The organism is Streptomyces sp. NPDC051172, from assembly GCF_040682555.1.
GTDB lineage: Bacteria > Actinomycetota > Actinomycetes > Streptomycetales > Streptomycetaceae > Streptomyces.
On record NZ_JBFBBE010000008.1, the window covers coordinates 32,819 to 55,911 of the forward strand.

The window sequence follows — 23,093 nt, forward strand, 5'->3', positions numbered from 1 at the left end:
CCATCCGCGGGCCGGGACATGATCACACCATCGCGTGAATCGGGGGCGAAACGGGAACAGGGCGGCCCTAGGAGCCCCGCACTGCTCGTCCCACCTCCGCCCGCAGCGCCACGAACTCGGGCAGGCCCCGGGTGGCGATCTGGTCGCGCTTTCCGGGGAGTTCGACGGGCAGGTCGAGGACGACGTGGGAGGCGGGGGCCGGGGAGAGGACGACGACGCGGTCGCCGACGTAGACGCTCTCGTCGATGTCGTGGGTGACGAACACGATGGTGGTGCCCTCGGTGCGGTGGACCTCCAGCAGGAGGTCCTCGAGATCCTCGCGGGTCTGGGCGTCCAGGGAGCCGAAGGGTTCGTCCATGAGCAGCAGGGAGGGGCGGCAGACCAGGGCGCGGGCGATGGCGACGCGTTGCTGCATTCCGCCGGACAGCTGCCACGGATGGCGGCGGCCGACGCCGTCGAGGCCGACGCGCTCCAGGATCCGCTCGGCCTCGGCGCGGCGCTCGGCACGGGCTCTGCGGCCGCGGCGGCGCAGTGGGAGGGCGACGTTGTCGCGGACGGTGAGCCAGGGGAAGAGGGAGCGGCCGTAGTCCTGGAAGACGACGGCGAGTTGGTCGGGGACGCCGGTGACCGGGGTTCCGTCGACGGTGACGGTGCCCTCGTGCGCGGGCTGCAGTCCCGCGACGGTGCGCAGGAGCGTGGACTTGCCGCATCCGGACGGACCCACGACGCACAGGAGTTGGCCGTCGGGCACGGTGAGGGTGATGTCGTGCAGGACGCGCTGGTCGCCGTAGCGCTGGCCGAGGGAGTCGAGGCGGAGCGTCATGCCATGCTCCTTCCCCGTCCGACAACCCGCCTCTCGGCCGCCAGCAGGGCGGTGTTGAGGAGATGACCGAGAACGCCGAGCAGGAGCAGTGCCGCCCATACGGTGAGCAGGTCGGAGCGGGACTGGGCGTCGGTGAGTGTGTAGCCGATGCCGTTGGCGGTGCCCGGGAGCAGTTCGGAGAACACCATGAGGATGAGGGAGAGCGAGAGACTCAGGCGCAGGCCCGCGAAGATGCGGGGCAGGGCGGAGGGCAGGATCAGGAAGCGGAGCCGTTCGACGGGGTTCAGGCGCAGCACGGCGGCGACGTCGAGCCGCAGCGGGTCGGTGGTGCGTGCCCCTTCCGCCGTGTTGACCAGCACCGGCCAGACGGCGCTGAAGGCGATCGACGCGATCTGCATCGGCGTGCCGAAGTCGAGGACGACGACGAAGACGGGCACCAGCGCGGGCGGCGGCACGGCCCGCGCGAACTGCAGGACGGGATTGCACAGGGCGTACGCCCGGCGCGACCGTCCCACCGCGACACCCACTGCGATCCCGGTGACGGCGGCGATCCCGAACCCGGCCGCCATCCGTCCGAGGCTCGGCAGTACGTCCGCCACGGCGGCCTCGGTGAGAAACGCGCGCCGGACCGGCCCCGAGAACCACAACTCGTAGGCGCGGTGTGCGATGCGGCCCGGGGGTGGGAAGTACACGCTGCCGTGGGCCTGGGCGGCCACCTGCCACAGCGCGAGGGCGAGAAGGAGCACCAGGACGCGGAGGAGCAGGTGGCGCAACGGCGTACTCCTGCCGGGGTCCCGCGACCCCGGGCGTGCTGCGGTTCTCTCCAGCCGGATCATCCGCCTCACGACCGCACCCCTCGCCCGTCCGCCCGCCGCTCCGGTGTCCACGGGAACAACCGGCGTTCGCACCGGACCAGGACGCCGTTGACGACCAGCCCGAGGGCGCCCGCCCACACCACGCCGGCCAGGACGTCCCGGGTGCCGTCGGTGGCCAGGCCCGCCTGGGCGATGAAGATGCCGAGGCCCTCGCCGAAACCGGAGAGGAGCTCGGTGGCCACGGCGAGGATGAGGGCGACGGCCGCCGAGATACGGATGCCGGCGGCGATGAACGGGGCCGTGCCGGGCAGCTCGACCCGCAGCAGGACCGAGACCCGGCCGAAGCCGAAGGCGCGCAGGGTGTCCTTGGCGAGCGGGTCGGCCTCGCCGAGGCCGTAGATGGTGTTGAAGAGGACGGGCCAGACCGACGCGTAGGTGATCAGTGCGACCTTGGTCTCGGTGCCGGTGCCGAGGAGCAGCGAGACCAGGGGGATCAGCGCGACCGAGGGGAGCGGCCGCAGGAACTCCACGATCATGCGTACGGCGGAGTCGACGACCGGAACGCTGCCGAGCAGCAGCCCGAGCGGGACGGCGATCGCGACGGCGAGACCGAGCCCGAGCGCCCAGGCCCGCAGCGTGGCGCCGACCCCGTCCAGGAAGGCGCCGTCGCCCGCCAGCTCGACGGCACGGGCGAGGACTTCGGAGGCGGGCGGGAGGTAGCTGCGCCGGACGATGCCCGCCCTGCCCACCACCTCGCAGACCCCGAAGGCCAGCAGCACCCCGAGCAGGCCGAGCCACAGCTCCTGATGCCTTTTCAGCCGCTTCACCCGGGCGTCACCTGACGAGCAGCGTCGCCGGGTCGAGGGCCGTCTTCAACAGCCCCTGCTTCTTCATGAGTTCGGTCAGGCGCCGCAACTGTGCCGCATCGGTGGCGGCCGGATACGCCGGCAGCCCGATCGACCTGGCCTGGTCCGCGGTCACCTTGGTGTACTTGGGGAGTTCTTCCCGTACGGCGCCCGGGTCCTGCGCCGCGATCTTCGAAGCGGCCTCGATGGCACGCCGGAAGGCCGCGGCCTCCTTGGGGTGCCCGGCCGCGAACTTCTGCGTGGTCACATACCCGCTGATGGGCAGCGACTGGACGGGCGCCGACCCGCCGTCCAGCAGCGCCTTCGCCTTCAACTCCCCACGGATCGCGCTGTCGAAGGGCTCCACCGCATGCACGGCGTCCACCTGACCCCGTTCCAGGGCCGGCCCCATCTGCGGGAAGGCGATCTGCCGGTAGAGGGGCCGGCCGACGCCCTTCGCGTCGAGGATCGCGTTGAGAGTGAGCGACTGGATGTTGTTGAGGATGTTGACCGCGACCTTCTTGCCCGCGAGGTCGGCGACGGTCCTGATGCCCGAGTCCTTCGGCACCAGGACGTCCATCATGTGCGGCGCCACCCGTACACCCTCGGCGAGGATGCGGAGGTCGAGCGTGCCCTTCTCGTCGGCCTGCAGGAACGTCACGTAGTTCGCGCTCGCGATCACGTCGACCTGCCCATTGGCCAGCGCGGGCAGCGCCTGGATGCTCTGCTGGACCGGCTGGATCCTGACGTCCAGCCCCTCCTTGGCGAACAGCCCGCGGTCCCGTGCGAGGTAGAGCGCCGCGGAGTCCGTCAACGGCAGGGCGGCCACGGTGATCTTCGTACGTCCGCCCGCGGACGCGGAACCCCCACCGCCGCCACCGCAGGCCGCGAGGAGCAGCGCCAGGGCGGCCGCGACGGCCACCGCTTTCCCGATTCCCGTCCGCAATCCCCGTAACACCATGCGGCATGAGTACCAGGTAATTGTCATGATCACCACATCACGCCCCAAAGGGGCGCGTCCCCTTGCCGAAGCCCCGCAGCGAACCTCACCGTGGTCGCATGAATCTCCGCCAGGCCCCGCCCGTCCCGGACGTCTTCGATCCGAGGCAGTACGCCGCCGGGGTCCCCCACGCCGCCTACCGCGTGCTGCGCGACCACCACCCCGTGGCCTGGCAGGACGAGCCCGAGGTGCTGGGCTGGCCGGCCGGACCCGGGTTCTGGGCGGTGACCCGGCACGCGGACGTCGTACGCGTCCTCAAGGACTCGGCCACGTACTCCTCGCACCTCGGCACGACCCAGATCCGCGACCCCGACCCCGCCGACCTCCCCTTCGTCCGCCGCATGATGCTCAATCAGGATCCGCCGGAACACGGGCGGTTGAGGCGGCTGGTCAGCCGCGCCTTCACCCGCGGCCGCATCGACCGCTTCACGTCCGTCGCGCAGGAGCGGGCCCGGGCCCTGTTCGCGCAGGCGCTGGAGACGGCCCGTACAAGCGACGGCACCGTCGACCTCGTCACCGCCGTGACCGACGACTACGCCCTGCTCAACCTCGCCGACCTGCTCGGCGTCCCCGGCAGCGACCGCGGACTGCTGCTGCACTGGACGCAGCGGGTCATCGGCTACCAGGACCCGGACGAGGCCGGCACCGTCGTGCTCGACGCGGACGGCAAACCGGTCAACCCCCGCTCCCCCGCGATGCTCCGGGACATGTTCGCCTACGCCCGGCAACTCGCCGCGCACAAGCGCCGCCACCCCGCCGACGACGTGCTGACGACGCTCGCCCAGGACCCCGAACTCGCCGACGCCGAACTGGAGATGTTCTTCTTCCTGCTCACCGTGGCCGGCAACGACACCGTCCGCAGCGCCGCCCCCGGCGGCCTGCTGATCCTGGCCGAGCACCCGGAGTCGTACGAGCTGCTGCGCGCCGGAAAGGCCGAACTGCCCCGTGCCGTGGAGGAGTTGCTTCGCCGGCACCCGCCCGTCCTCACCTTCCGCCGCACCGCCGCCCGCGACACCGAGCTGGCGGGGCGGCGCATCCGTGCCGGCGACAAGGTGGTCGTCTTCCACGCCTCCGCGAACCACGACGAAAGGGTCTTCGCGGCTCCGGACCGCCTCGACCTGTCCCGTACACCGAACCCGCACGTCTCCTTCGGCGACGGTCCGCATGTCTGCCTGGGCGCGCACTTCGCCCGGTTGCAGCTGCGGGTGCTGTACGGGGAGGCGCTGCGCGCCCTGCCGGTCCTGCGCCCGGCGGGGTCTGCCCGGCGGCTGACGTCCAACTTCATCAACGGGATCAAGTCGCTGCCGGTGCAGGTGGCTTGAGCTCGGACGGAGGCCCTCACGTCCGCACCTGGATCAGTGCGTGGGTGCCGCCGGTCCGCCACCGCTGCCCCTCGGCCGCCACGAGCGCGGCCTCCGTTTCGGGGTCCAGGCCGGTGATCACGTCGGACTTCAGGGTGCGCAGGGCGGCGACCGGGCCGGGGAAGTGGGCCGTGACGTCCGCGAAGGGCGTGGTCGGGGCCCACAGCCGGTCTCCCACGAGGCGGCGGTAGTTGAGGTCGCCCTTCACGACGGTCAGCGCGGCCGCGGCGAGTTCCGCGCGGAGGTCGCCCGGCATGTCCTCGTACGGCAGCGGTGCGGCGGAGAAGGGGTGGGCGCGGAGGCTGAGGCGGCCGTCGGTCAGCGCCGACCACAGGATGCGGCCGTACTCGACGGCTGCGCCCCGCGCCCCGGTCAGCCTCCCGAGCGCGTCGAGCACATCGGTCGTCGTCGCGTCGGAGACGTAGTACGGGTACGGCTTGAGGTGCAGGACGGCACGCCCGATGCGCCCGCGGTCCAGGAGGTGGGCGATGAGGAGCAGGTCGGGGATGAGTTCGCGGCCCGCGTTGTCCGCGATGAGGCAGAGCGTGCCCGCGCCGGACGGCGGGAGCAGCGACCAGAGGGTCTCGCTGTCGTCGGCGACCAGGCCCGGGGCGGCGTCGGAGGTGCCGGCGCCGGTGGCGGAGAGGCGGAAGCCGAGGTCGGCGCGGTTGCCCCAGAGGGAGCCGTGCAGCAGGGAGCGGTCCTGGTCGTCGACGGACAGGGCGTCGAGGGCGGACAGTTCCTGGTCCGTCTCCGGGGAGTCGAGCTCGGCCAGCTTGAAGGGGCGGAACGGGTCGATGCCCTGCCAGGGCCCGGGGCCGAAGTAGCCCACGGCATGCAGGAGTTGGCGATAGAAGTAGCTCTCCGACCAGAGCCAGGGGACGTCGTACCAGGAACGGCCGGCGTACTGGGCCAGGCCCCACGCCTCCCAGCGGTCCCGGTCGTGCGCGTTGCCCGGGAGTGGTTCGACGACGCCCTTGGTGCAGCTCGCGAGGAGAGCGTCGAGGGCGCGGTGCTGTGCGGGTCCGTAGGGGAAGGCCTCCCGGACCTGCCGGATGATCGCGGGGTGCCGCTCGGCGAGCACACTGCGGGGGAAGGACCCCGGCTCGTTGCCGAGGATCACGGGCGCGGACGGGCTGTGGGGCATGCGCCCACCCTAAGCGGGCCGCGCGAGTCCACTCCGGTTGCCGGCGCAAGATGGGCGCGGGGCTGTGTCGATCTGCGGCTCCGCCACGGGCACGACACGCCACGATGCCACCGCGGACGAGCGCCCCTCAAGGAGCGCGGGGCCGTATCGACTTGCGGCTCTGCCGCGCGGGGGCGACAAGCCTCGATGCCGCGGCAGACCAGCTCCGCTCAAGGACCGCGGGGCTGTGTCGATCTGCGGCTCCGCCGCGCGGGCGCGGCAAGCCACGCCGCAGACGACCGACGCCCCATCGCACCCCGCGGCCGAGCCGCACATCGGCGCTTCAAGCGGAGCGCTCCCGCTCCAGCCGGGCGGCGAGGCTCACATAGCGGGCGCGGCGGGTCACCGGGACCAGGCCGCGGATCGTGAGGCGCCACATCTCGGCCAGTCTGCGGGGCTGGTGGGCGACGGGCTCCAGGGTGCGGCCCACGACGCGGGTACCGACGAAGAAGCTGACGAGGGAGTGGGCGACGGCGTCGACGTCGATGTCCGGGTGGACATCGGACTCCTTGACCGCGCCGAGGAGTTTGCGAGTGGCGATGTCCCGCCACTCGGTGAACGGGTGCTGCAGGGGCGGCCGCACGGCGACTTCCCCGGTGGCGAGCCGGAGCCCGGCCCGTGGGATCGGGCCCTCGACGGAGAGACGGGCTATGCCGAAGGTGATGCGCATCAGCGTTTCGAGCGAGGAGTAGCCCCGGCCGTCCAGGTCCTTCGTCACCTCGCGGGAGGCCTTGGACTGCAGCTCCATGATGGCGTGGGCGAGGTCCTCCTTGGCCGCGAAGTGGAAGTAGAGGGCGCCCTTGGTGACTTGGGCATGTTCGACGATGTCGCTCAGGCTCGTCGATTCGTAGCCGCGGCGGTCGAACAGGTCTGCTGCGGCCGTGATGATCGTCGCGCGGGTCTGCTCGGCGCGTAACTGCCTCGCCATCGACTGAACACTCCTGGGACTGTAAACGGGCCGGGCTGTTTGTTTTTCTCACTCCCAGTGAACGATATCTCACCGTTCGGCGGCGCCGACGGCGCACTCGAAGACCGTCGACCCGCCCTGGATTCCGCGGACCTCCAGACCCGTCCCGGTCTCGTCGGTCACCTCGATCCACGTGGGTCTGTCCAGCTCAGCATACTGATGGAAGGCCGCACGGAAGGACTCACCCCCGGTCGGACCGACGGCCCGAACGCGGGCGGCCTGCCGGGCCGCCTCCAGGAGCAGCATGCCGGGGACGTGATCGAGCGGATGGTCGAAGAAAACGGGATGGGCGGTATCTACTCGCAGTTGCCAGCGGCCGGACCGGTCGGGCGGGGCCAGCACGACGTCCGCGGGTAGGGCACGGTCCACGGCGGCGGCCGGCAGTGCGGGCGGGAGCGGCAGCGCCGAGACGGTGGCCGGGGTGCGGCCGCCCCGCAGTCGGCGGTAGACGGACTCGCTGATCCAGCTGACGGCGATGTGCGCGGTGGCGACGCGCTCGCCGCCGAGGCGTACGTCGGTGTCGTAGCGGAGCGCGGTCGGGCGGCCGGCGCGATGGCGGACGTCGGACACGGTGACGTCCAGGGCGGGTTCGGCGGGGACGGCGCCGACGGCGAGGTGCTCGGGATGCGTGGTGAGGCGCAGCTCTTTCAGCACGAAGCAGTGGTCGAAGGGGGCGTCGTACTCGGCGTGCGCGAGGAGTGCTCCGCACTGGCGGACGGTCTCCGCGACGAGCAGCGGCTCATACGCCGACCGGTCCGGGGACACGTGTAACTGATGGGCCCGGGGCCACTGCGCGAACAGCGCGAACCGGTCGGGGCCGGTGCGCTCCCAATCGGTAAGAAACGTTTCCGCTACGGCGGCGCGGTGAACGAGCTGACGAGGCACGGTGGCCGTCAAGGCAGGTCGAGGCATGGTCGGTTGGGGCATGTGCCTCCCTCGGTCCCCCCGGAAACGGATGACAGACCAGACGGCGAGGTGCCCGTGCCGGCGACCGCCAGAGTACGAGGCGACCGGTTGGTTTTCAATGCGACCCGGGTGGCTTCGAGGGGCGGACGGAGCAGGTGAACGGTCAAGGTTCAAGGAGCTGTTCGCCCCGGACCGCTCCTGGGCGTCATGCGCTGAACGCGCCGGGCCGGTCGCCCGTACTTCACGGGAGCACATCGTTCCGCGCCGGCCGAGGAGACGTTCCGGATGCCCCGGATGACCGCACACCGCACCGCCCTGGCGGCCGCCCTCGTGACCCCGTTCCTGCTGCCCCTGTGGGCGGCGGGCCCCGCGCAGGCGCACGGCGCGCCCACGGATCCGGTCAGCAGGGCCTACGCCTGCTCACCCGACGGCGGCAGCAACGCGCAGTCGGCGGCGTGCAAGGCGGCCGTCGCGGCGAACGGCGCCCCCTTCACGTTCTGGGACAACCTGCGGGTCGCGGACGTGGGCGGCAGGGACCGGCAGGTCATCCCCGACGGAAAGCTGTGCAGCGGCGGACTGCCCGCCTACAAGGGCCTCGACCTCGCCCGCTCCGACTGGCCGTCGACGACCCTGAAGCCGGGCGCGACCCTGACGATGAACTACGCCTCGACCATCCCGCACACCGGCACGTTCAAGCTCTACCTCACCAAGCCCGGCTACGACGCGAAGAAACCGCTGACCTGGTCCGAGCTGCCGGAGCAGCCCTTCGCCTCGGTCAAGGACCCGGCTCTGACGAACGGCGCGTACCGCATCAGCGCGAAGCTGCCGTCCGACCGGGCAGGGCACCACGTGCTCTACACCATCTGGCAGAACAGCAGCACCACGGACACGTACTACTCGTGCTCCGACGTGGTGTTCGGGACGTCCGGGAGCGGCGGTACGGCGGCGTCAGCGGGCGGCGGCGGGACGGGCGCGAGCAGCAGCCCCACGGCCACGCCCGAACCCCGTACGACTGCATCCCGTACGGCAGAGGCGGCAGCGACTCCGCGGCAGGGCTCCAGCGAGCCCGACAGCACACCGGTGGCCTCGACCTCCACCGCGGGCTCGGGTCCGTCCGCGCCCATGCTGGCGGGCGGCGCCGCTGCGGTGCTGGTGCTCACCGGCGGCGCCGCCCTGGCGCTGCGTCTGCGTCGACGCTGAACTACGCCTGCTTGAGGATCAGTTGACGTAGACAGTGGCGCCGTTGTCGGTCACCGGGGCGTACTTGGCGGTGAAGTAGCCGCTGCTGAAGCAGAGCGACGAGCCGGACACCTTGGTGAACTGCTGGTTGGTGAAGTTGATGCTGGCGTCGCTGTTGCTCGTCGTGCCGGTCAGACCGGGGGCCTGGTAGACGCAGGTGATGCTGCCCAGCAGCGTCTTCAGCTTGACCGTGGTCTGGATGGTGGAGCCGCTCGCCGGGGTCACGGTGAGCGTGCCGTCGGAGGCCACGGTGGTGGTGTACGGCAGGTTGTCGACCGTGATGCCGGTGACGCCCGTCACACCGAAGACGTTGCTGGTGCAGCTGCTGCTGTCGAAGGTCTGCGCGCCGACCGACTCCGTGGCCGTGCCCGGCGCGGCGGGGTTGTCCGCGACCGTGGCGGTGAAGGTCGAGGACTTGCAGCTCACGCCGCTGGTGCCGGTCGCGCTGGAGTAGAGCGTGGCGTTGGTGCCGCTGGCCAGCGGCGCGGAAAGGACGTCGCCGACCGCGACCGCCGTGCCGCCGACCGAACCGGTGGTGAGGACGGGGGTGTCGGCCGCCGAGGCCGGGACGGCCGCGGGGATCGAGAGGGCGGCGACGGTGCCGACCAGGGTGAGGAGGGTGCGAGTGCGCATGCGGACGTACCTCTTTCTTGTGCGGGGTTTGAGGGTTGGGGGGCTTCCGATGTGGCGCGAGGAAGGTGGGGGACGCCGGTCGGCGTCCGCCGATGCCGGACCGTGACGCCTTCTCCGTACGTCACGGGCCGGCAACGACGTCCGGCCGGTGACCGGCCGCAGACCCTGGGGGTGGGCCTCCGGCCGGGCCGGGCGGAAGCGACGGCCTGGAGCAGGCCAGGGGGAAGTGGCCTTACCGGGCCGCCTGGGGGGGATCTCGGGCCGTGAAGGGCCCGTGCGGACAGGAGGGGTCCGGGAGACGCGGACGGTGCCGCGTGGCTGGATCCGGCGCCACGGATCTGGGGGAAGCCAGGGGCAGTTGTAGACCTGAGTGTCAGTCAACGTCAAGGCGGGACAAGGGAGTTGACGATCGTTCAAGAGTGGGGTGGAACCCGCGAGACCTGCTGAGCCACAGGTGGGGCACAACCGACACCCTTTTTTCACAACTCCCTTGACCCTTGAAAGTAACCACGGGTAACTTCCTCGCTGGCTACTGCGGAGTACGAGAAAGCCCTTCCACCCGCCGGGAGTTTGGGAGGAGGCGTGCGTCTGCAGCCGCTGTCCGCGCCAGGACAACGCGCCGATGATGCCCAACCCGCACTGACTATGCACATGGGAGCAGAAATGGCCTCGTCCGCCGAACTGACCACAGGGAACCCGGAAAGCGGTTCCTCGCCCGACCCCGCAAGACGCGGGCGGGTCCGGCTGCGCCGCGCCGCTGTGATGGCGGTCCCGGCCGTCGCGGTCGCGGCCGGCCTCGCGATCATGACCGCCGAGGGTGCACTGGGGGTCTCGTTCTCGATCTCCGGAATGCCCTTCACGGTGACCGCCAAGTCGCTCGACGGCACCGGCTTCGAGCAGTTCGGTGGGCTCGACAACATGATCGACAACAGCCCCAACGCGGGCGACACCGGCGGCCAGGTGCTGATCGTCACCTCGGCCATCAAGACCGCAACACTGGACAGTCTGTGCCAGAGTGTCGACCTGGGTGGCACCAACCTGCTGATCAAGGCGGGCAGCGGCTCGTCGAAGGTGCAGGCGACCGACCTCACCACGGACTCGACCCAGCTGACCGGCGACGCCGCCTTCAAGAACATCGAGATCGGCAACGACGCGAGCACGCTCAACAAGGCCGGAGTCAAGGGACCGGCGGGCGTCTTCAGCCAGCAGGCCGACACGGTGCACATCGACAACCTGCGGCAGACCAACTATGCGACGACGGCCGGGGTGTTCAAGCTGCCGGGCCTGAAACTCAGCTTCAGCGACTCGGGTTGCTGATGTCGGACAGTCCGAAGCAAGGCGCGCGGCCCGCTTTTCGTGAGTGGCGGGCCCGCCGTCCGTTCTGGGGCGGGCTGCTGCTCGCCCTGGGCGGGGCGGAGATCCTGCTCACCGAGAAGGCCTCACTGAAGGTCATCATGCACTCCGGCGCACAGAACCTGGCCGGCTACCTCCTGCCCACCGTGATGCTGCTGTGCGGACTGCTGATCCTTTTCAACCCCACGCAGCGCCTGTTCTACTCGATCATCGGCGTGCTGGCCTCCCTGGCCACCTGGCTCACCTCGAACCTGGGCGGCTTCTTCGTCGGCCTGCTCCTGGGAGCCGTCGGCAGTTGCCTCGCCTTCGGCTGGCTGCCGGACCAGGAGCCGCGGGTCAGCCGCCGGCAACGCAAGAAAGAGGCGCGCGCCCTGGAGGCCGTACAGCCGTAAGCCGTGCGGCCGGGGAGCCGTACAGCCCGGGAGCCGCACCGCCACAAGCACGGCAGCCCGCACCGGCCGGCCCGTTTCGGGGCCGGCCGGTGGGGCGTGCGGTGTCGTCGGGCATTCGATTCCTCTGCTGTCCGCGAGGCGGATGGCCGAGCGGGATTCCCGGATGCACCCGCAAGAGCCAGGCAGGGAAATTCCCGGGGAATCCAGCTTTTCCGATCGGAACGGCGATTCTCGGAGCGGATACGGTATGGCGGATGTGACGTGGCTCAAATCGCCGTCCGGCCGGTCCGATCGGCCTCCGCCGGGAATACCGGACTGCTTGACCGGTCCCGGCCGAATACCGCGACGGCGACCGAAAAACGGCGGCAAGCAACGGAATGAGGAATTCCGAATCACCGGGCGCGGGACTTCTCCCGCCGTTTCTCTCCCACTACCGCGGATCGGTGAGCACCGCGGTCGTGAGCCGGCAGGCGGGAAGCGGGGCCACCGTGCTGCCCGTGGCCGATGCGCGGGTCGTCGGTCAGGTACATCAGCAGGCCTTCGGCCGGCCGGACCATGGGCTGCGCCGTCAGCTCGCAGGCCAGGGGCAGCCCGCAGCGCGCGATCGGGGCGCCCTTGAACTCCGTCAGCTCCGGCGGTTCCACCTCGAACCAGCGGGAGCCGGCCGGCAGATCGAGCCGTACCGTCCGGCCGTCCACCCCGGCGGCCAGCGTGACGACCTGCCGGATCCCGGCACCCAGCCCGGCCAGGATCTCGTCGTCGAAGCACCGCGTGCGCACCGCGAAGTACGTCGGGAAGCCCGCGGCGCTGGTGTGCGTCTGCTTGATCGTTCAATGGGAAAGCACAGGCCTGCACGGGTAGACAGTTAAGCGTGAAACTTCCGGCTTAATTGCTGATTGTTGCCCGGCAGATGGGGCTCGAATGCCCGGGGGAACATGGCCCGCGCAGCGATCTGATGGAATTCTGCGGGGCCTTGGGGCGGCGATGGTAGCGTGCACTGCGTTATCTTCAACTTTATTCCACGGAGCAGGCCCCACTGAAGGATGTGTGCATGCTCGACGACCTGGACCGTGCCCTGATCCACGCGCTGCACATCGACGGCCGTGCGCCGTTCAGCCAGATCGCCGCCGCGCTCGACGTCTCGCCGCAGACCGTGGCCCGTCGCCACCGCCGGCTGCGCACCGAGGCGTCCCTGCGGGTGGTGGGTCTGCCGGACCCTCATCAGGCGGGTCGGACGCAGTGGCTCGTGCGGCTCACCGCGGCGGCGAGCAGCGCGCAGGACCTGGCGCAGGCGCTGGTGCGGCGGCAGGACACCTCGTGGGTGAAGCTCACCTCCGGCGGCACCGAGATCGTCGCGATCCTCCACACACCGACCGAGGCGGGCGCGGGCAACTCCCTGCTCCTGCGCGACATTCCGCGCACCGACCACATCACCGCGGTGTCCGCGCACTGCATCCTGCACACCTACCTGGGCGGGTCGACGAACTGGCGGCGCAGCGCCGACAGCCTCGACGACAAGCAGCAGCGGATGCTGCGCGAGCACCAGTCGGCGGACACCTCCTACGTCCCCGTGCCGCGCCAACTCACCGATTCCGACAGGGACTTGCTGGTCGCACTGCAACGGGACGGGCGGGCCACATACGCCGAGCTGGCGCAGGCCACCGGCTGGTCCCCGGTCACGGTGGCGCGCCGCCTCGCGGATCTGCAGGCGGGCGGCGCGATCTTCTTCGACGTGGAGGTCGACACCGGGCACTTCGGCGCCAACACCCGGGCGCTGCTGTGGATGTCGGTGAGCCCCGCGCACCTGGAGCACGTGGCGACGACCCTCGCCGGCCACGACGAGCTGGCCTTCGTGGCCGCGACCACGGGCCCCACCAACCTGGTGGCCCAGGCCCTGTGCCGCGACCCCGCCGACCTGCACCACTACCTGGCCCGGCGGCTCGGCTCACTGGACGCGATCCACACCCTGGAGACCAGCCCGGTCCTGCAGAACCTCAAGGCGGCGAGCCCGATCATCACGGACCTGGCCCGGACCAGGCGCTCCGCGGCGGCGACCCGTACCCGGGTCTGAAACCCCTGCCCATACGGAAGAAGCGGCGGCCCGAAGGCCACCGCTCACCCCTGCGCTGATCCGCTGGTCCGCTCCCCGTGCTGGAAGGGCTCGGCTAATGTCCCGTCCCGGCCTTTGCCGACGCATTCCTGTCGATCATCATGCGGCTCGTCACGAAGCTCACCACCACCAGGGCGACGGCGACCCAGAAGGCCAGCTGGACGGCGTGCAGCGCCGAGGACGCGTCGCCGGAGGGGGCACTGCCCAGATAGACGCTGCCGAGGACCGCCACACCCAGCGTGGCGCCCAGCTGCTGGACGGCATTGAGCAGCCCGGCGGCCGAGCCGATCTCCTGGGGCTGCAGCGGCTTGAGGGCGATGGTGAGGCGGGGCTGAACAGACCCACGCCGAGCCCGACGACACCGAGCGCGAGGAGCAGCGGCGTGGGGTACGTGTCCGGGTCCGCCGCGTGGTACACGGCGACGGCGGCGAGCGCGCCGACCAGCAGCACGGCGAGCCCCAGGGACATCATGCGGTGCCCGTAACGCCTGACCAGGTGCGCGCCGGCCACCCAGGAGGCGACCGCCAGGCCCACCGACCACGGCGCGAGGGTCAGGCCCGCCTTCAACGCGTCCGTGCCCAGGCCCAGTTGCAGCTGGAGCACGATGACCGTCATCAGGCCGCCTGTGACGGCGAAGAACGCGGTCGAGGTCACCAGGGCGGCGGGGAAGCCGCGGTGGGCGAACAGGCTCGGCTCCACGAGCGGGCTGCGCCCGGCGGCCGCCACCGACCGCTGGTGCAGCGCGAACACCAGCAGCAGGCACAGCCCGGCGGCGATGACCGCCCAGCTCCACCCGGACATGGCCGACAGATCGGCGCCGATCAGCGGGTGGACCACGAGCCCGATGCCGGCCATGGCCAGCAGGGTGCCGGTCAGGTCGAGGGTGGGCCGCTCGGGTGCGCGGTTCTCCATCAGCCTGGGCGAGATCGCCAGGACGACCAGTGACACGGGAACGTTCACGAGGAAGGCCGCGCGCCATGAGGAGCCGAACAGGTTCGCATGGGTGAGCACCCCGCCGAGCACCGGCCCGCAGACGGCGGCCAGGCCCATCACCGGGCCGATACTGCCGAGGGCCTTGGACATCTCGGGCCCGGCGAACATCGTCTTGATCAGACCGATGGTCTGGGGGATGATCACGGCCGCCGCGGCCCCCTGCACCACCCGGAAGGTGATGAGCAGACCGACGGAGGGCGCCACGGCGCAGGCGGCGGACGCGATCATGAATCCGGTGACACCGATCACGAACAGTCGCTTGCGGCCGGCGATGTCGCCCAGCCGGCCGCCGGTGATCAGCAGCACGGCGAACGGCAGGGTGTAGGCGGTCGTGAACCACTGGATGTCGGACACCGACCCGCCCAGGTCCGCATGGATCGCCGGCGCGGCGACCTGCACGATGGTCGCGTCCAGCAGGTTCATCGCCTCACCGAGCAGCAGGGCGGTGAGCGCCGGCCACCGCCATCGGTACGCCGTGGGAGTCGGCGTCAGCACACGCTCAGCAGTCATCGGGGTTCCTCTCCACCGTTGTCGACACACCGGCCCGGCCCCGTCGAGGGGGCCTCGGGCCGACCACGACTCAGCGTGGGGCGGGGTGAACAGGAGGCTCCAGCCAGAGCGGAAAGATGGAGGATTCCTTCCATCCGCGCCCTCCGTCCTGTCGACTTCCCACACCACGGGACCGTGCCGGGACACGGCCGCCCCGCGGCCTGGGCGCGGTCAAGGCGACCCGCACCCTGGAAACCGCACCCGTGCTGCGCCCGCTCAGGGCGGCACGATCACGCCCGTCGGCCCGGCGAGGGAGAACCGGTGACTGGTGTGGCCCAAGTGGTTTGCGCAGCCCGCGAGTTGACGAGGTAGTCGTCGAGGTTTCGTGGATGTCGACGACGTTACGGGAGGGGCCGCGTGCCCGAGGACAGCGCCCGGCCGGTCGGCCGCATCACTGCAGCCGACGGCGGCTCCGCCGCGGGAACGACCGCGCACGCCGCGCGGATCTACGACTACATCCTGGGCGGAAAGGACCACTACCCCGCCGACCAGGAGGCGGGCGACGCCATGTGCGGGGAGTGGCCCGCCCTGCCGATCCACATGCGGGCCAACCGCGACTGGATGAACCGTGCCGTGCGGTGGCTGGCCGAGGAGGCGGGGATACGGCAGTTCCTCGACATCGGCAGCGGCATACCGACCTCGCCCAACGTCCACGAGATCGCCCAGTCGGCGGCCCCCGCCGCCAGGGTCGTGTACGTCGACAACGACCCGCTGGTCCTCGCCCTCTCCCAGGGGCTGCTGAACAGCACTCCGGAAGGCAGGACCGCGTACGTCGAGGCGGACATGCGCGATCCGCAGGCCATCCTCGGCAGCGCCGCCTTCCGCGACACCGTGGACACGGGTGAGCCGGTCGCGCTGACCGTCGTCGCGATCGTCCACTTCCTCCTCGACGAGCACGACGCCCTCGGCATCGTCCGCCGCCTCCTGAAGCCGCTCCCCTCCGGCAGCTACCTGGCGATGTCCATCGGTACGGCCGAGTTCGCGCCGGAGGAGGTCGGCCGGGTCGCCCGCGAGTACGCGGCCCGCGGCATGCCGATGCGGCTGCGCACCTTCGCGGAGGCCGCCGAGTTCTTCGACGGCCTCGAACTCGTCCCGCCGGGCATCGTCCAGGTCCACAAGTGGCGTCCGGACGGGACGCACGGCGAAGCGATCCACGACGAGGACATCGCGATGTACGGGGCGGTGGCCCGCAAGCCGTGACGAGACCCGCCGCGGCCCGCAGGCCGTGGATGCCCCCCGCCAGCCGGAACGCATCATCACGATGCGGCAGCAACAACTCACTCCATGTTGCTGATCACTTGACTACAGGCGGTCACACGCGATTGGCTCCGGCCAGCGAGAGTCATCCGGACGGTGTACGACGTGTCGGACTCCGTCCGGGGACTCCTCTCGCCGTTCCGCTTGCTCGGCCGCACAGCGAGGTGCCGCACCCTCATGAACACTCCTCCCCCACCGCCTGCTTCCCACAGATCCGCGCGCGTCGCCGCCCTGGCCGCGGCCGTGTGCCTGCTCGCGGCCGGCTGCACCGCCGCCGGCGCCACGTCCGGCTCCAAGGACGGCGCCGGCAAGGCGGGCACCGCCCGTCTCAAGGTCGCCCTGGTCACGCACGCCTCGCCGGGCGACACCTTCTGGGACCTGGTGAAGAAGGGCGCCGAGGACGCCGCGGCGAAGGACGACATCGACCTGACCTACGCCAATGACTCCGACGCGGCGGGGCAGGCCGAACTGGTGCGGGACGCCATCCGCCAGAAGGTCGACGGCATCGCGGTGACGCTCGCCAAGCCGCAGGCGATGAAGGGCCCGATAGCGGCCGCCAAGGCCGCGGACACACCCGTGGTCGGCCTCAACTCCGGCATCGACTCCTGGCAGTCCGAGGGGGTGCTGGAGTTCTTCGGTCAGGACGAGAGCCTCGCCGGGCGGGCCGTCGGCGACAAGCTCGACGACCTGAAGGCCAAGCACGCCCTGTGCGTGATCCACGAGCGCGGCAACGTCGCCCTGGAGGCCCGCTGCGCCGGCGTGAAGAAGACCTTCGACGGCAGGACCGAGATGCTCTACGTCGAGGGCGCCGACGCGAACGCGAGCGCCGCCGCGATCACCGCGAAGCTGCGGCAGGACCCGACGATCGACGAAGTGGTCACCATGGGCGCCCAGTTCGCGCTCACCGCGGTGAAGTCGGTTCAGCAGTCCGGCAGCAGGGCCCATGTCGCGACCTTCGATCTCAACCAGGACCTGGTGAAGGCCGTCGAGAGCGGTGACGTGCAGTTCGCGGTGGATCAACAGCCGTATCTGCAGGGCTATCTCGCGGTGGACGCGCTGTGGCTGTACAAGACCAACGGCAACACCAGCGGCGGCGGTGTGTCGCCCGTGCTCACCGGCCCGGCCTTCGTGACCAAGGCGAACGTGGCCTCGGTCGCCAGCTACGCGGCGCGCGGCACACGCTGAGCCCGGACGCCCGGCGACACTTCGTACATCAATGTCGCGAAAGATTCGGAGACCTGTGGCACGTGCGGTCACTTGTACGGATAGCATCCTGTGCACCCCATCTCTCCCCGCTCACGGCCACCCCCGTGTTTCCCCCTCCGCCCCCTCCGCTCCGCTGACCGCCTAGGACGACGATGTCTCCACGGACAGGTGCCCGGCGCCGTCTCGGCTCCATACGCCTCTCCCTGATCCTGCTGGCCCTGGTGCCCAGCGTCACCCTCGCCGCGATGTGGGCCCTGACGACCACGCAGATGTTCGACGAGGGGCTGCGGCTGCGCGGGCAGACCGAACTGAGCCGGTCGACCGGGGCCATGGGCACGGAGGCGACGCTCGCGCTGCAGCGGGAGCGCAGCCTGTCGGCGGCCTGGCTGGCCGGCGACCCGCGCGGCTCGCGCACCGCGCTGGTCGCCCAGCGCAAGGAGACGGACAAGGCGGTCGCGAAGCTGGTCGGCCACTCCGACGCGATCAGGAAGGCGCCCGCGCGCATCTCGGACCGGCTGTACTCGGTCCTCGGCTCGGTGGGCAGTCTGGAGTACTACCGGGGCCAGGTGGACGATCCCACCGACATCACCCCGGCGCAGGCGCTGGACCAGTACAGCTCGATCATCGACGACCAGATCCACGCCTTCCAGGAGCTCTCCCAGGTCGACGACGGCGACCTCACCTCGCAGGCCGGACCGCTGGTCGCCCTGGAGCACGCGGCGGAGCTGGTCGCGCAGGAGGACGCGCAGCTCACGCTGGCCTGGCCGGCGGGGCGGCTGAGCGACAAGTCGTGGGCCACGTTCACGCAGCTGGTCGACACCCGGCGCTGGCTGGTCGAGGACCAGATCGTGCCCTCGCTGCAGGGCGACGCGAAGACGCAGACCGAGCGGATCCTGCAGAGCCCCGAGTGGCAGACCGTCCAGGGCATCGAGGACAAGGTGCTCGCGGCCCGGCCGGGTGCGGACGGGACGGTGACCCTGCCCGACGCGCGGAACCAGTGGGCGGTCGCCTTCGCCAAGGTCGGCGACGAGTACGGACAGATGATCCGGGTCCAGACGTCCGGTCTGCTCGACCGCAGCGCCGACAAATCCGAGAGCCTGCTGCTCACCGCCGCATCGCTGAGCGCGGGCGGTCTGATCGCGCTGCTGCTGTGCGTGGGCATGTCCTGGCGGATCACCCGATCCCTGTCCCGGCGGCTGCGCGGGCTCAGGGAGGCCACGCTCAGCCTGGCCGAGGAACGGCTGCCGGACGTCGTGGCCCGACTCGACCGGGGCGAGAAGGTCGACGCGGACCTGGCGACCCCGCCGCTGGACTACGGCCGGGACGAACTCGGCCAGGTGGCACGGGCGTTCAACAAGGCACAGCGCACGGCCGTGCACACCGCGGTCGAGCTCGCCGACACCCGGCGCGGCTTCCAGAAGGTCATCCTCGGCATCGCCCGGCAGAGCCAGAACCTGGTCAATCTGCAGCTCACCAAGCTGGACGCGCTGGAGCGCAGCCACTCCGACCCGGACGTCCTCAAGGGCCTGTACGAACTGGACTCCACCGCCAGCCAGTTGCGCCGCTACGAGGAGAACCTGGTCATCATCAGCGGCGAACAGCCGCGGCGCAGCTGGCGCGAGCCGGTCGCGCTGATCGACATCCTGCGCAGCGCCGTCGGCGAGGTCGCCGAGTACCAGCGGGTCGAGGTGCACACCGACGAGGACGTGTGCATCGCGCCGCCCGCGGTGGCCGACGTGATCCATCTGCTGGCCGAGCTGATCGACAACGCGACCGCGTACTCGCCGGCGCCGGCCCCGGTCGCCGTGCGGGCCGCGCTGGTCGCCAAGGGCCTGGTGATCGAGGTGGAGGACCGCGGCCTCGGACTGTCGGAGGAGGACTACGCCTCCTTCAACGAGCAGTTGGCGGTCGAGCCGCAGTTCGACGTGGTGGCGCTGGCCGACGACCTCCGGCTCGGCATGTTCGTGATCGCCCGGCTCGCCACCCGGCACGGCATCGCGGTCACTCTGCGCCCGTCGCCGTACGGCGGAACGACGGCGATCGTGCTGCTCCCGCACGAGATCGTCGTCCGGGAGCCGATTCCGGCCCCCGCCGAGGACGCCCCCGCCGCGCAGCAGCCGCTCCCTGCAAAGGAGCCCGCTCAGCCCGTACGGGAGCTCCGCCCCGCCGCCCCGGCACGCACCGCCCCCGGCGCCGCCCGGCGATGGGGGTCCCCCAGCTCGAGCGAAGCCGAGAGTGGGGGAGGCCTCGCCCCGCTCCCCCGCCGCGTCCCCCAGACCAGCCTGGCCGCCGAACTGCGCGAGGAGGCCCCCGGCGACGAACAGCACGGCCACGCCGAGGAGTTCACCGCCGAGCGGGCCGCCTCCTCGCTCGCCGGTTTCCAGCGCGGCACGCTCCAGGCACGTGACGACGACACAGACACGCAGTACGACCAGGACCAGGAGGACGCACCCGGAACTCGGGAACCGGGTGCGCGCCTCCCTGCCGAAGGCACCACCGTCCCCTCGACTCCGCCCGCCGACCGCTGACGAAGGAACACCGCCATGACACCCCCCATCCCAGCCACCCATACCCAGCTCGACCAGCTGCTGACCGGACTCGTGGAGCGGGTCGCCGAGGTGAACCACGCCGTCGTGCTCTCGGAGGACGGACTGGTCGTCAGCAAGTCCACCGGGTTCCTGCGCGACGACGCCGAGCGGCTGGCGGCGACCGCGTCCGGTCTGATGAGCCTGAGCAAGGGTGTCAGCATGGACTTCCGTGGCGGCCCGGTGCGGCAGGCGCTGATCGAGATGGCGCACAGCTATCTGATACTGACCTCGGCCGGGCCGGGCGCCCATCTCGTCGTCCTCACCAGTCAGGGCGCGGACGTAGGCGTGGTGGCGTACCAGATGAACATGCTGGTGAAGAAGATCGGTGAGCACCTCAGCGCGGCACCGAGGGCGGGTCTCGGCCCGACCGCCGAGTCCGGCGCGTGAGGTGAGCGGAGGCGACACGGACGGCCGTCTGGTACGGCTGTTCGCGCTCACCGGAGGACGGACCCGGCCCAGCCGTGCCGACTTCACGCTCATCACGACGGTGACCGCGGTGGACCCGCCGCCGACCTGGGCCACCCGATGCCAGCCCGAGCACCAGCGCATCCTGCGCCGCTGCGCCGAGCCGATCGCCGTCGCGGAACTCGCCGCCCTGCTCGACCTGCCGGTGAGCGTGGTCGTGATCATGCTCTGCGATCTGCTGGAGAGCGGCCGTATCACCGCCCGCGCCCCGCACCCCGTCTCCTGCAAACCGGAAGACCTGGACCTGCTGCAGAAAGTGAGGGACGGCCTTGACCGGCTCTGACCTCGTCACCCGGGCGGCGCCCGACACGGTGAAGATCCTGATCGCCGGTGGCTTCGGCGTCGGCAAGACCACCATGGTCGGCTCGGTCAGCGAGATCGCCCCGCTGCGCACCGAGGAACCGCTGACCGCCGCCGGTCTCGGCGTGGACGACCTGGACGGCATCGAGGAGAAGCGGGCCACCACCGTGGCCCTGGACTTCGGCCGCATCAGCATCGGCAGCGACCTCGTCCTCTATCTCTTCGGCACGCCGGGCCAGCAGCGCTTCTGGTTCATGTGGAACGACCTCGCCCTGGGCGCCCTGGGCGCGGTCGTCCTCATCGACGTCCGCCGCCCGGAGACCAGCTTCGCCGCCATCGACTTCTTCGAACGCCGGAACATCCCGTTCGTGGTGGGCGTCAACGGCTTCTACGGCGACCACCCGTATCCGCCCGAGGAGATCCGCGAGGCACTCGCGCTCCCGGACCATGTCCAGGTGCTGCTGTGCGACGCACGCGAGCGGGAGTCGTCCCGGGACGTACTCATCGCGCTGATCGACCAGTTGATCGCGGCGGCGGTCCACACAGGTGGTGCACGGCCGGCGGAGAAGTGAACGGCGAAAACCAGCCAAGCACGATCGATTCATTGACGCACACGCGCCACATCCTTAACTTCTGATCGATTTACCGAACTTAGTTCGAGATATCGACCATGGAGCACGAATGAACGCGACGCCGCGCCCCGCGCACCCCCGCCCCTCCCGCCGCTCCTTCCTCGGCATGGCGGCGACCGTGCCGCTCGCCGCCACCGGTGCGCTGGCCCTGGGCGCGGGACCCGCGCGGGCCGCCACCAACTCGGCCTACGTCATGTGCTACTTCACCGAGTCGACCTCCCTGGGCGAGGGCACCGACTACGGCCTGCACCTCGCCGTCAGCACCGACGGACTGGAGTGGACGCCGCTCAACCAGAACAACCCCGTCGTCACCCCCACCGAGGGCGCCATGGGTCTGCGCGACCCGTTCGTCCTGCGCAAGCAGGACGGCACGTTCGTGGTGCTCGCCACGGACCTCAAGGGCACCGACTGGACGTACAACAGCCAGTACATCCACGTCTGGTACTCGACCGACCTGCGCACCTTCACCGGCTACCACCGGCTGAAGCTGCACGACATGGTCACCCACAGCTGGGCGCCGGAGGCCTTCTGGGACGCGGGCCGCGGCCAGTACGCGATCATCTACTCGTCGGTCGACTCCAGCGGCCACAACGTGATCATGGTCAACTACACCACCGACTTCGTCTCGGTCTCGGCGCCGCAGGTCTTCTTCGACCCCGGGTACGACGCGATCGACGGCGACATGACGGTGGGCGTGAACGGCGTCAACTACCTCTACTTCAAGAACAACAGGAACGGGACACTGCTGGGCGCCCGCTCCACCTCGCTCGCCCCGGGCAGCTTCACGCCCTTCACCCCGGCCGTCTCACACGGCGGCACCGAGGCCCCGACCGTCGTCAAGTCCCTCACCTCCAGCACCTACTGGATGTGGGGCGACACCTACACGCCCAACGGCGTCTTCTACGCCTGGCAGACCACCGACCTGGCGGCCGGCGGCCGGCACCTGGACCCCGCTCGACCAGCGGACATACACCCAGCCGCTCGACTCCAAGCACTGCGGCATCACAACGATCACCACGACCGAGTACGACAATCTCGTCGCCAAGTGGGGCGCCCCCACCTGGAACCGGCTGAAGTCGTACAACTACCCCGACCGTTACGTCCGGCACAGCAACTACCTCGGACGCATCGACCCGTACCCCATCGACCCGCCCTCCGACTCCCAGTGGAAGCTGGTGCCCGGCCTGGCCGACAGCTCCGGGGTCTCCTTCCAGTCGGTCAGCTTCCCGACCCGGTACCTCAGGCACTACGACTACGCACTCCAGCTGGACGTGAACAACGGGACGTCGACGTTCGCCCAGGACGCCACCTTCTACCGGACGGCCGGGCTGGCCGACTCCTCCTGGTCGTCGTTCCGCTCGTACAACTACCCGACGCGCCACATCCGGCACTCGAACTACGCTCTGCGCATCGACCCGGTCTCGACCACCACCGACAAGCAGGACGCGACCTTCCACGTCGGCTACTGAGCGC

General features: G+C 70.7%; 21 protein-coding genes and 1 pseudogene. 12 read left to right on the forward strand and 10 right to left on the reverse strand.

Annotation, left to right across the window (positions count from 1 at the left end; all coding sequences use genetic code 11):
- Positions 1-67 precede the first annotated feature (67 nt).
- The 4 genes from AB0N07_RS06620 to AB0N07_RS06635 form a co-directional block, all read right to left on the reverse strand.
- Positions 68-823 carry an ABC transporter ATP-binding protein gene (locus AB0N07_RS06620; RefSeq protein WP_365832741.1) on the reverse strand — a complete coding sequence of 252 codons (756 nt, stop codon included), beginning with the start codon at positions 821-823 and terminating at the stop codon, positions 68-70.
- The gene (locus AB0N07_RS06625; RefSeq protein ID WP_365832744.1) at positions 820-1,596 is read right to left on the reverse strand and encodes an ABC transporter permease subunit; all 777 of its coding nucleotides are present in this window, start codon (positions 1,594-1,596) and stop codon (positions 820-822) included. The genes AB0N07_RS06620 and AB0N07_RS06625 overlap by 4 nt, the downstream gene beginning before the upstream one ends.
- Before the next feature lie 68 nt (positions 1,597-1,664).
- Positions 1,665-2,465, reverse strand: a complete 801-nt coding sequence (locus AB0N07_RS06630; RefSeq protein ID WP_365832746.1) for an ABC transporter permease — start codon at positions 2,463-2,465, stop codon at positions 1,665-1,667.
- A 7-nt stretch (positions 2,466-2,472) separates the two neighbouring features.
- On the reverse strand, positions 2,473-3,429 hold the full coding sequence (locus AB0N07_RS06635; protein WP_365832748.1) for an ABC transporter substrate-binding protein: 957 nt from the start codon (positions 3,427-3,429) through the stop codon (positions 2,473-2,475).
- A gap of 113 nt (positions 3,430-3,542) precedes the next feature.
- Here AB0N07_RS06635 and AB0N07_RS06640 point away from each other — a divergent pair, with 113 nt between their 5' ends.
- Positions 3,543-4,805 carry a cytochrome P450 gene (locus AB0N07_RS06640; RefSeq protein ID WP_365832750.1) on the forward strand — a complete coding sequence of 421 codons (1,263 nt, stop codon included), beginning with the start codon at positions 3,543-3,545 and terminating at the stop codon, positions 4,803-4,805.
- Positions 4,806-4,821: 16 nt separating this feature from the next.
- On the opposite strand, the gene AB0N07_RS06645 is transcribed toward AB0N07_RS06640, so the two are convergent.
- The 3 genes from AB0N07_RS06645 to AB0N07_RS06655 all read right to left on the reverse strand — a co-directional run bounded on the left by AB0N07_RS06645 (position 4,822) and on the right by AB0N07_RS06655 (position 7,924).
- Complete coding sequence (locus tag AB0N07_RS06645; protein ID WP_365832752.1) at positions 4,822-5,991, reverse strand: damage-control phosphatase ARMT1 family protein; 1,170 nt, start codon at positions 5,989-5,991, stop codon at positions 4,822-4,824.
- Positions 5,992-6,313: 322 nt separating this feature from the next.
- Positions 6,314-6,958 carry a ScbR family autoregulator-binding transcription factor gene (locus tag AB0N07_RS06650; protein WP_365832754.1) on the reverse strand — a complete coding sequence of 215 codons (645 nt, stop codon included), beginning with the start codon at positions 6,956-6,958 and terminating at the stop codon, positions 6,314-6,316.
- Between the two features lie 69 nt (positions 6,959-7,027).
- Positions 7,028-7,924, reverse strand: a complete 897-nt coding sequence (locus AB0N07_RS06655) for a ScbA/BarX family gamma-butyrolactone biosynthesis protein (protein WP_365832756.1) — start codon at positions 7,922-7,924, stop codon at positions 7,028-7,030.
- Positions 7,925-8,188: 264 nt separating this feature from the next.
- On the opposite strand from AB0N07_RS06655, the gene AB0N07_RS06660 reads away from it, so the two are divergent.
- Complete coding sequence (locus AB0N07_RS06660; protein ID WP_365832758.1) at positions 8,189-9,103, forward strand: lytic polysaccharide monooxygenase; 915 nt, start codon at positions 8,189-8,191, stop codon at positions 9,101-9,103.
- A gap of 18 nt (positions 9,104-9,121) precedes the next feature.
- Here AB0N07_RS06660 and AB0N07_RS06665 read toward each other — a convergent pair whose 3' ends face one another.
- Complete coding sequence (locus AB0N07_RS06665) at positions 9,122-9,775, reverse strand: Tat pathway signal sequence domain protein (protein WP_365832760.1); 654 nt, start codon at positions 9,773-9,775, stop codon at positions 9,122-9,124.
- A 663-nt stretch (positions 9,776-10,438) separates the two neighbouring features.
- Between AB0N07_RS06665 and AB0N07_RS06670 the strand changes: the two genes are divergently transcribed.
- Together AB0N07_RS06670 and AB0N07_RS06675 are read left to right on the forward strand one after the other, a co-directional pair.
- Positions 10,439-11,092 (forward strand): DUF6230 family protein, encoded by a 654-nt coding sequence (locus AB0N07_RS06670; protein ID WP_365832762.1) that lies wholly within the window; start codon positions 10,439-10,441, stop codon positions 11,090-11,092.
- On the forward strand, positions 11,092-11,520 hold the full coding sequence (locus AB0N07_RS06675) for a DUF6114 domain-containing protein (protein WP_365832764.1): 429 nt from the start codon (positions 11,092-11,094) through the stop codon (positions 11,518-11,520). Before AB0N07_RS06670 ends, AB0N07_RS06675 begins: the two co-directional genes overlap by 1 nt.
- 392 nt (positions 11,521-11,912) lie before the next feature.
- On the opposite strand, the gene AB0N07_RS06680 is transcribed toward AB0N07_RS06675, so the two are convergent.
- Positions 11,913-12,347, reverse strand: a complete 435-nt coding sequence (locus AB0N07_RS06680) for a class I SAM-dependent methyltransferase (RefSeq protein WP_365832970.1) — start codon at positions 12,345-12,347, stop codon at positions 11,913-11,915.
- 224 nt (positions 12,348-12,571) lie between these two features.
- Between AB0N07_RS06680 and AB0N07_RS06685 the strand changes: the two genes are divergently transcribed.
- Positions 12,572-13,591: an Lrp/AsnC family transcriptional regulator gene (locus tag AB0N07_RS06685; protein WP_365832766.1), complete on the forward strand. Its 1,020-nt coding sequence runs from the start codon at positions 12,572-12,574 to the stop codon at positions 13,589-13,591.
- A 159-nt stretch (positions 13,592-13,750) separates the two neighbouring features.
- On the opposite strand, the gene AB0N07_RS06690 is transcribed toward AB0N07_RS06685, so the two are convergent.
- The gene (locus AB0N07_RS06690) at positions 13,751-15,133 is read right to left on the reverse strand and encodes an MFS transporter (protein WP_365832768.1); all 1,383 of its coding nucleotides are present in this window, start codon (positions 15,131-15,133) and stop codon (positions 13,751-13,753) included.
- Between the two features lie 429 nt (positions 15,134-15,562).
- Here AB0N07_RS06690 and AB0N07_RS06695 point away from each other — a divergent pair, with 429 nt between their 5' ends.
- The 7 genes and pseudogenes from AB0N07_RS06695 (at position 15,563) to AB0N07_RS06725 (ending at position 23,089) form a co-directional block, all read left to right on the forward strand.
- Positions 15,563-16,372 carry an SAM-dependent methyltransferase gene (locus tag AB0N07_RS06695; RefSeq protein WP_365832972.1) on the forward strand — a complete coding sequence of 270 codons (810 nt, stop codon included), beginning with the start codon at positions 15,563-15,565 and terminating at the stop codon, positions 16,370-16,372.
- 234 nt (positions 16,373-16,606) lie between these two features.
- The gene (locus tag AB0N07_RS06700) at positions 16,607-17,614 is read left to right on the forward strand and encodes a substrate-binding domain-containing protein (RefSeq protein ID WP_365832770.1); all 1,008 of its coding nucleotides are present in this window, start codon (positions 16,607-16,609) and stop codon (positions 17,612-17,614) included.
- Between the two features lie 173 nt (positions 17,615-17,787).
- Complete coding sequence (locus AB0N07_RS06705) at positions 17,788-20,163, forward strand: nitrate- and nitrite sensing domain-containing protein (RefSeq protein WP_365832772.1); 2,376 nt, start codon at positions 17,788-17,790, stop codon at positions 20,161-20,163.
- Positions 20,164-20,178: 15 nt separating this feature from the next.
- A complete protein-coding gene (locus AB0N07_RS06710; RefSeq protein WP_365832774.1) occupies positions 20,179-20,610 on the forward strand; it encodes a roadblock/LC7 domain-containing protein in 432 nt (143 codons plus the stop codon).
- A gap of 1 nt (position 20,611) precedes the next feature.
- The gene (locus AB0N07_RS06715) at positions 20,612-20,971 is read left to right on the forward strand and encodes a DUF742 domain-containing protein (protein WP_365832776.1); all 360 of its coding nucleotides are present in this window, start codon (positions 20,612-20,614) and stop codon (positions 20,969-20,971) included.
- Positions 20,958-21,560, forward strand: coding sequence for an ATP/GTP-binding protein (locus AB0N07_RS06720; RefSeq protein ID WP_365832778.1), 603 nt, complete (start codon positions 20,958-20,960; stop codon positions 21,558-21,560). The genes AB0N07_RS06715 and AB0N07_RS06720 overlap by 14 nt, the downstream gene beginning before the upstream one ends.
- Positions 21,561-21,669: 109 nt before the next feature.
- Positions 21,670-23,089: pseudogene (locus tag AB0N07_RS06725) on the forward strand (glycoside hydrolase family 43 protein).
- Positions 23,090-23,093 lie beyond the last annotated feature (4 nt).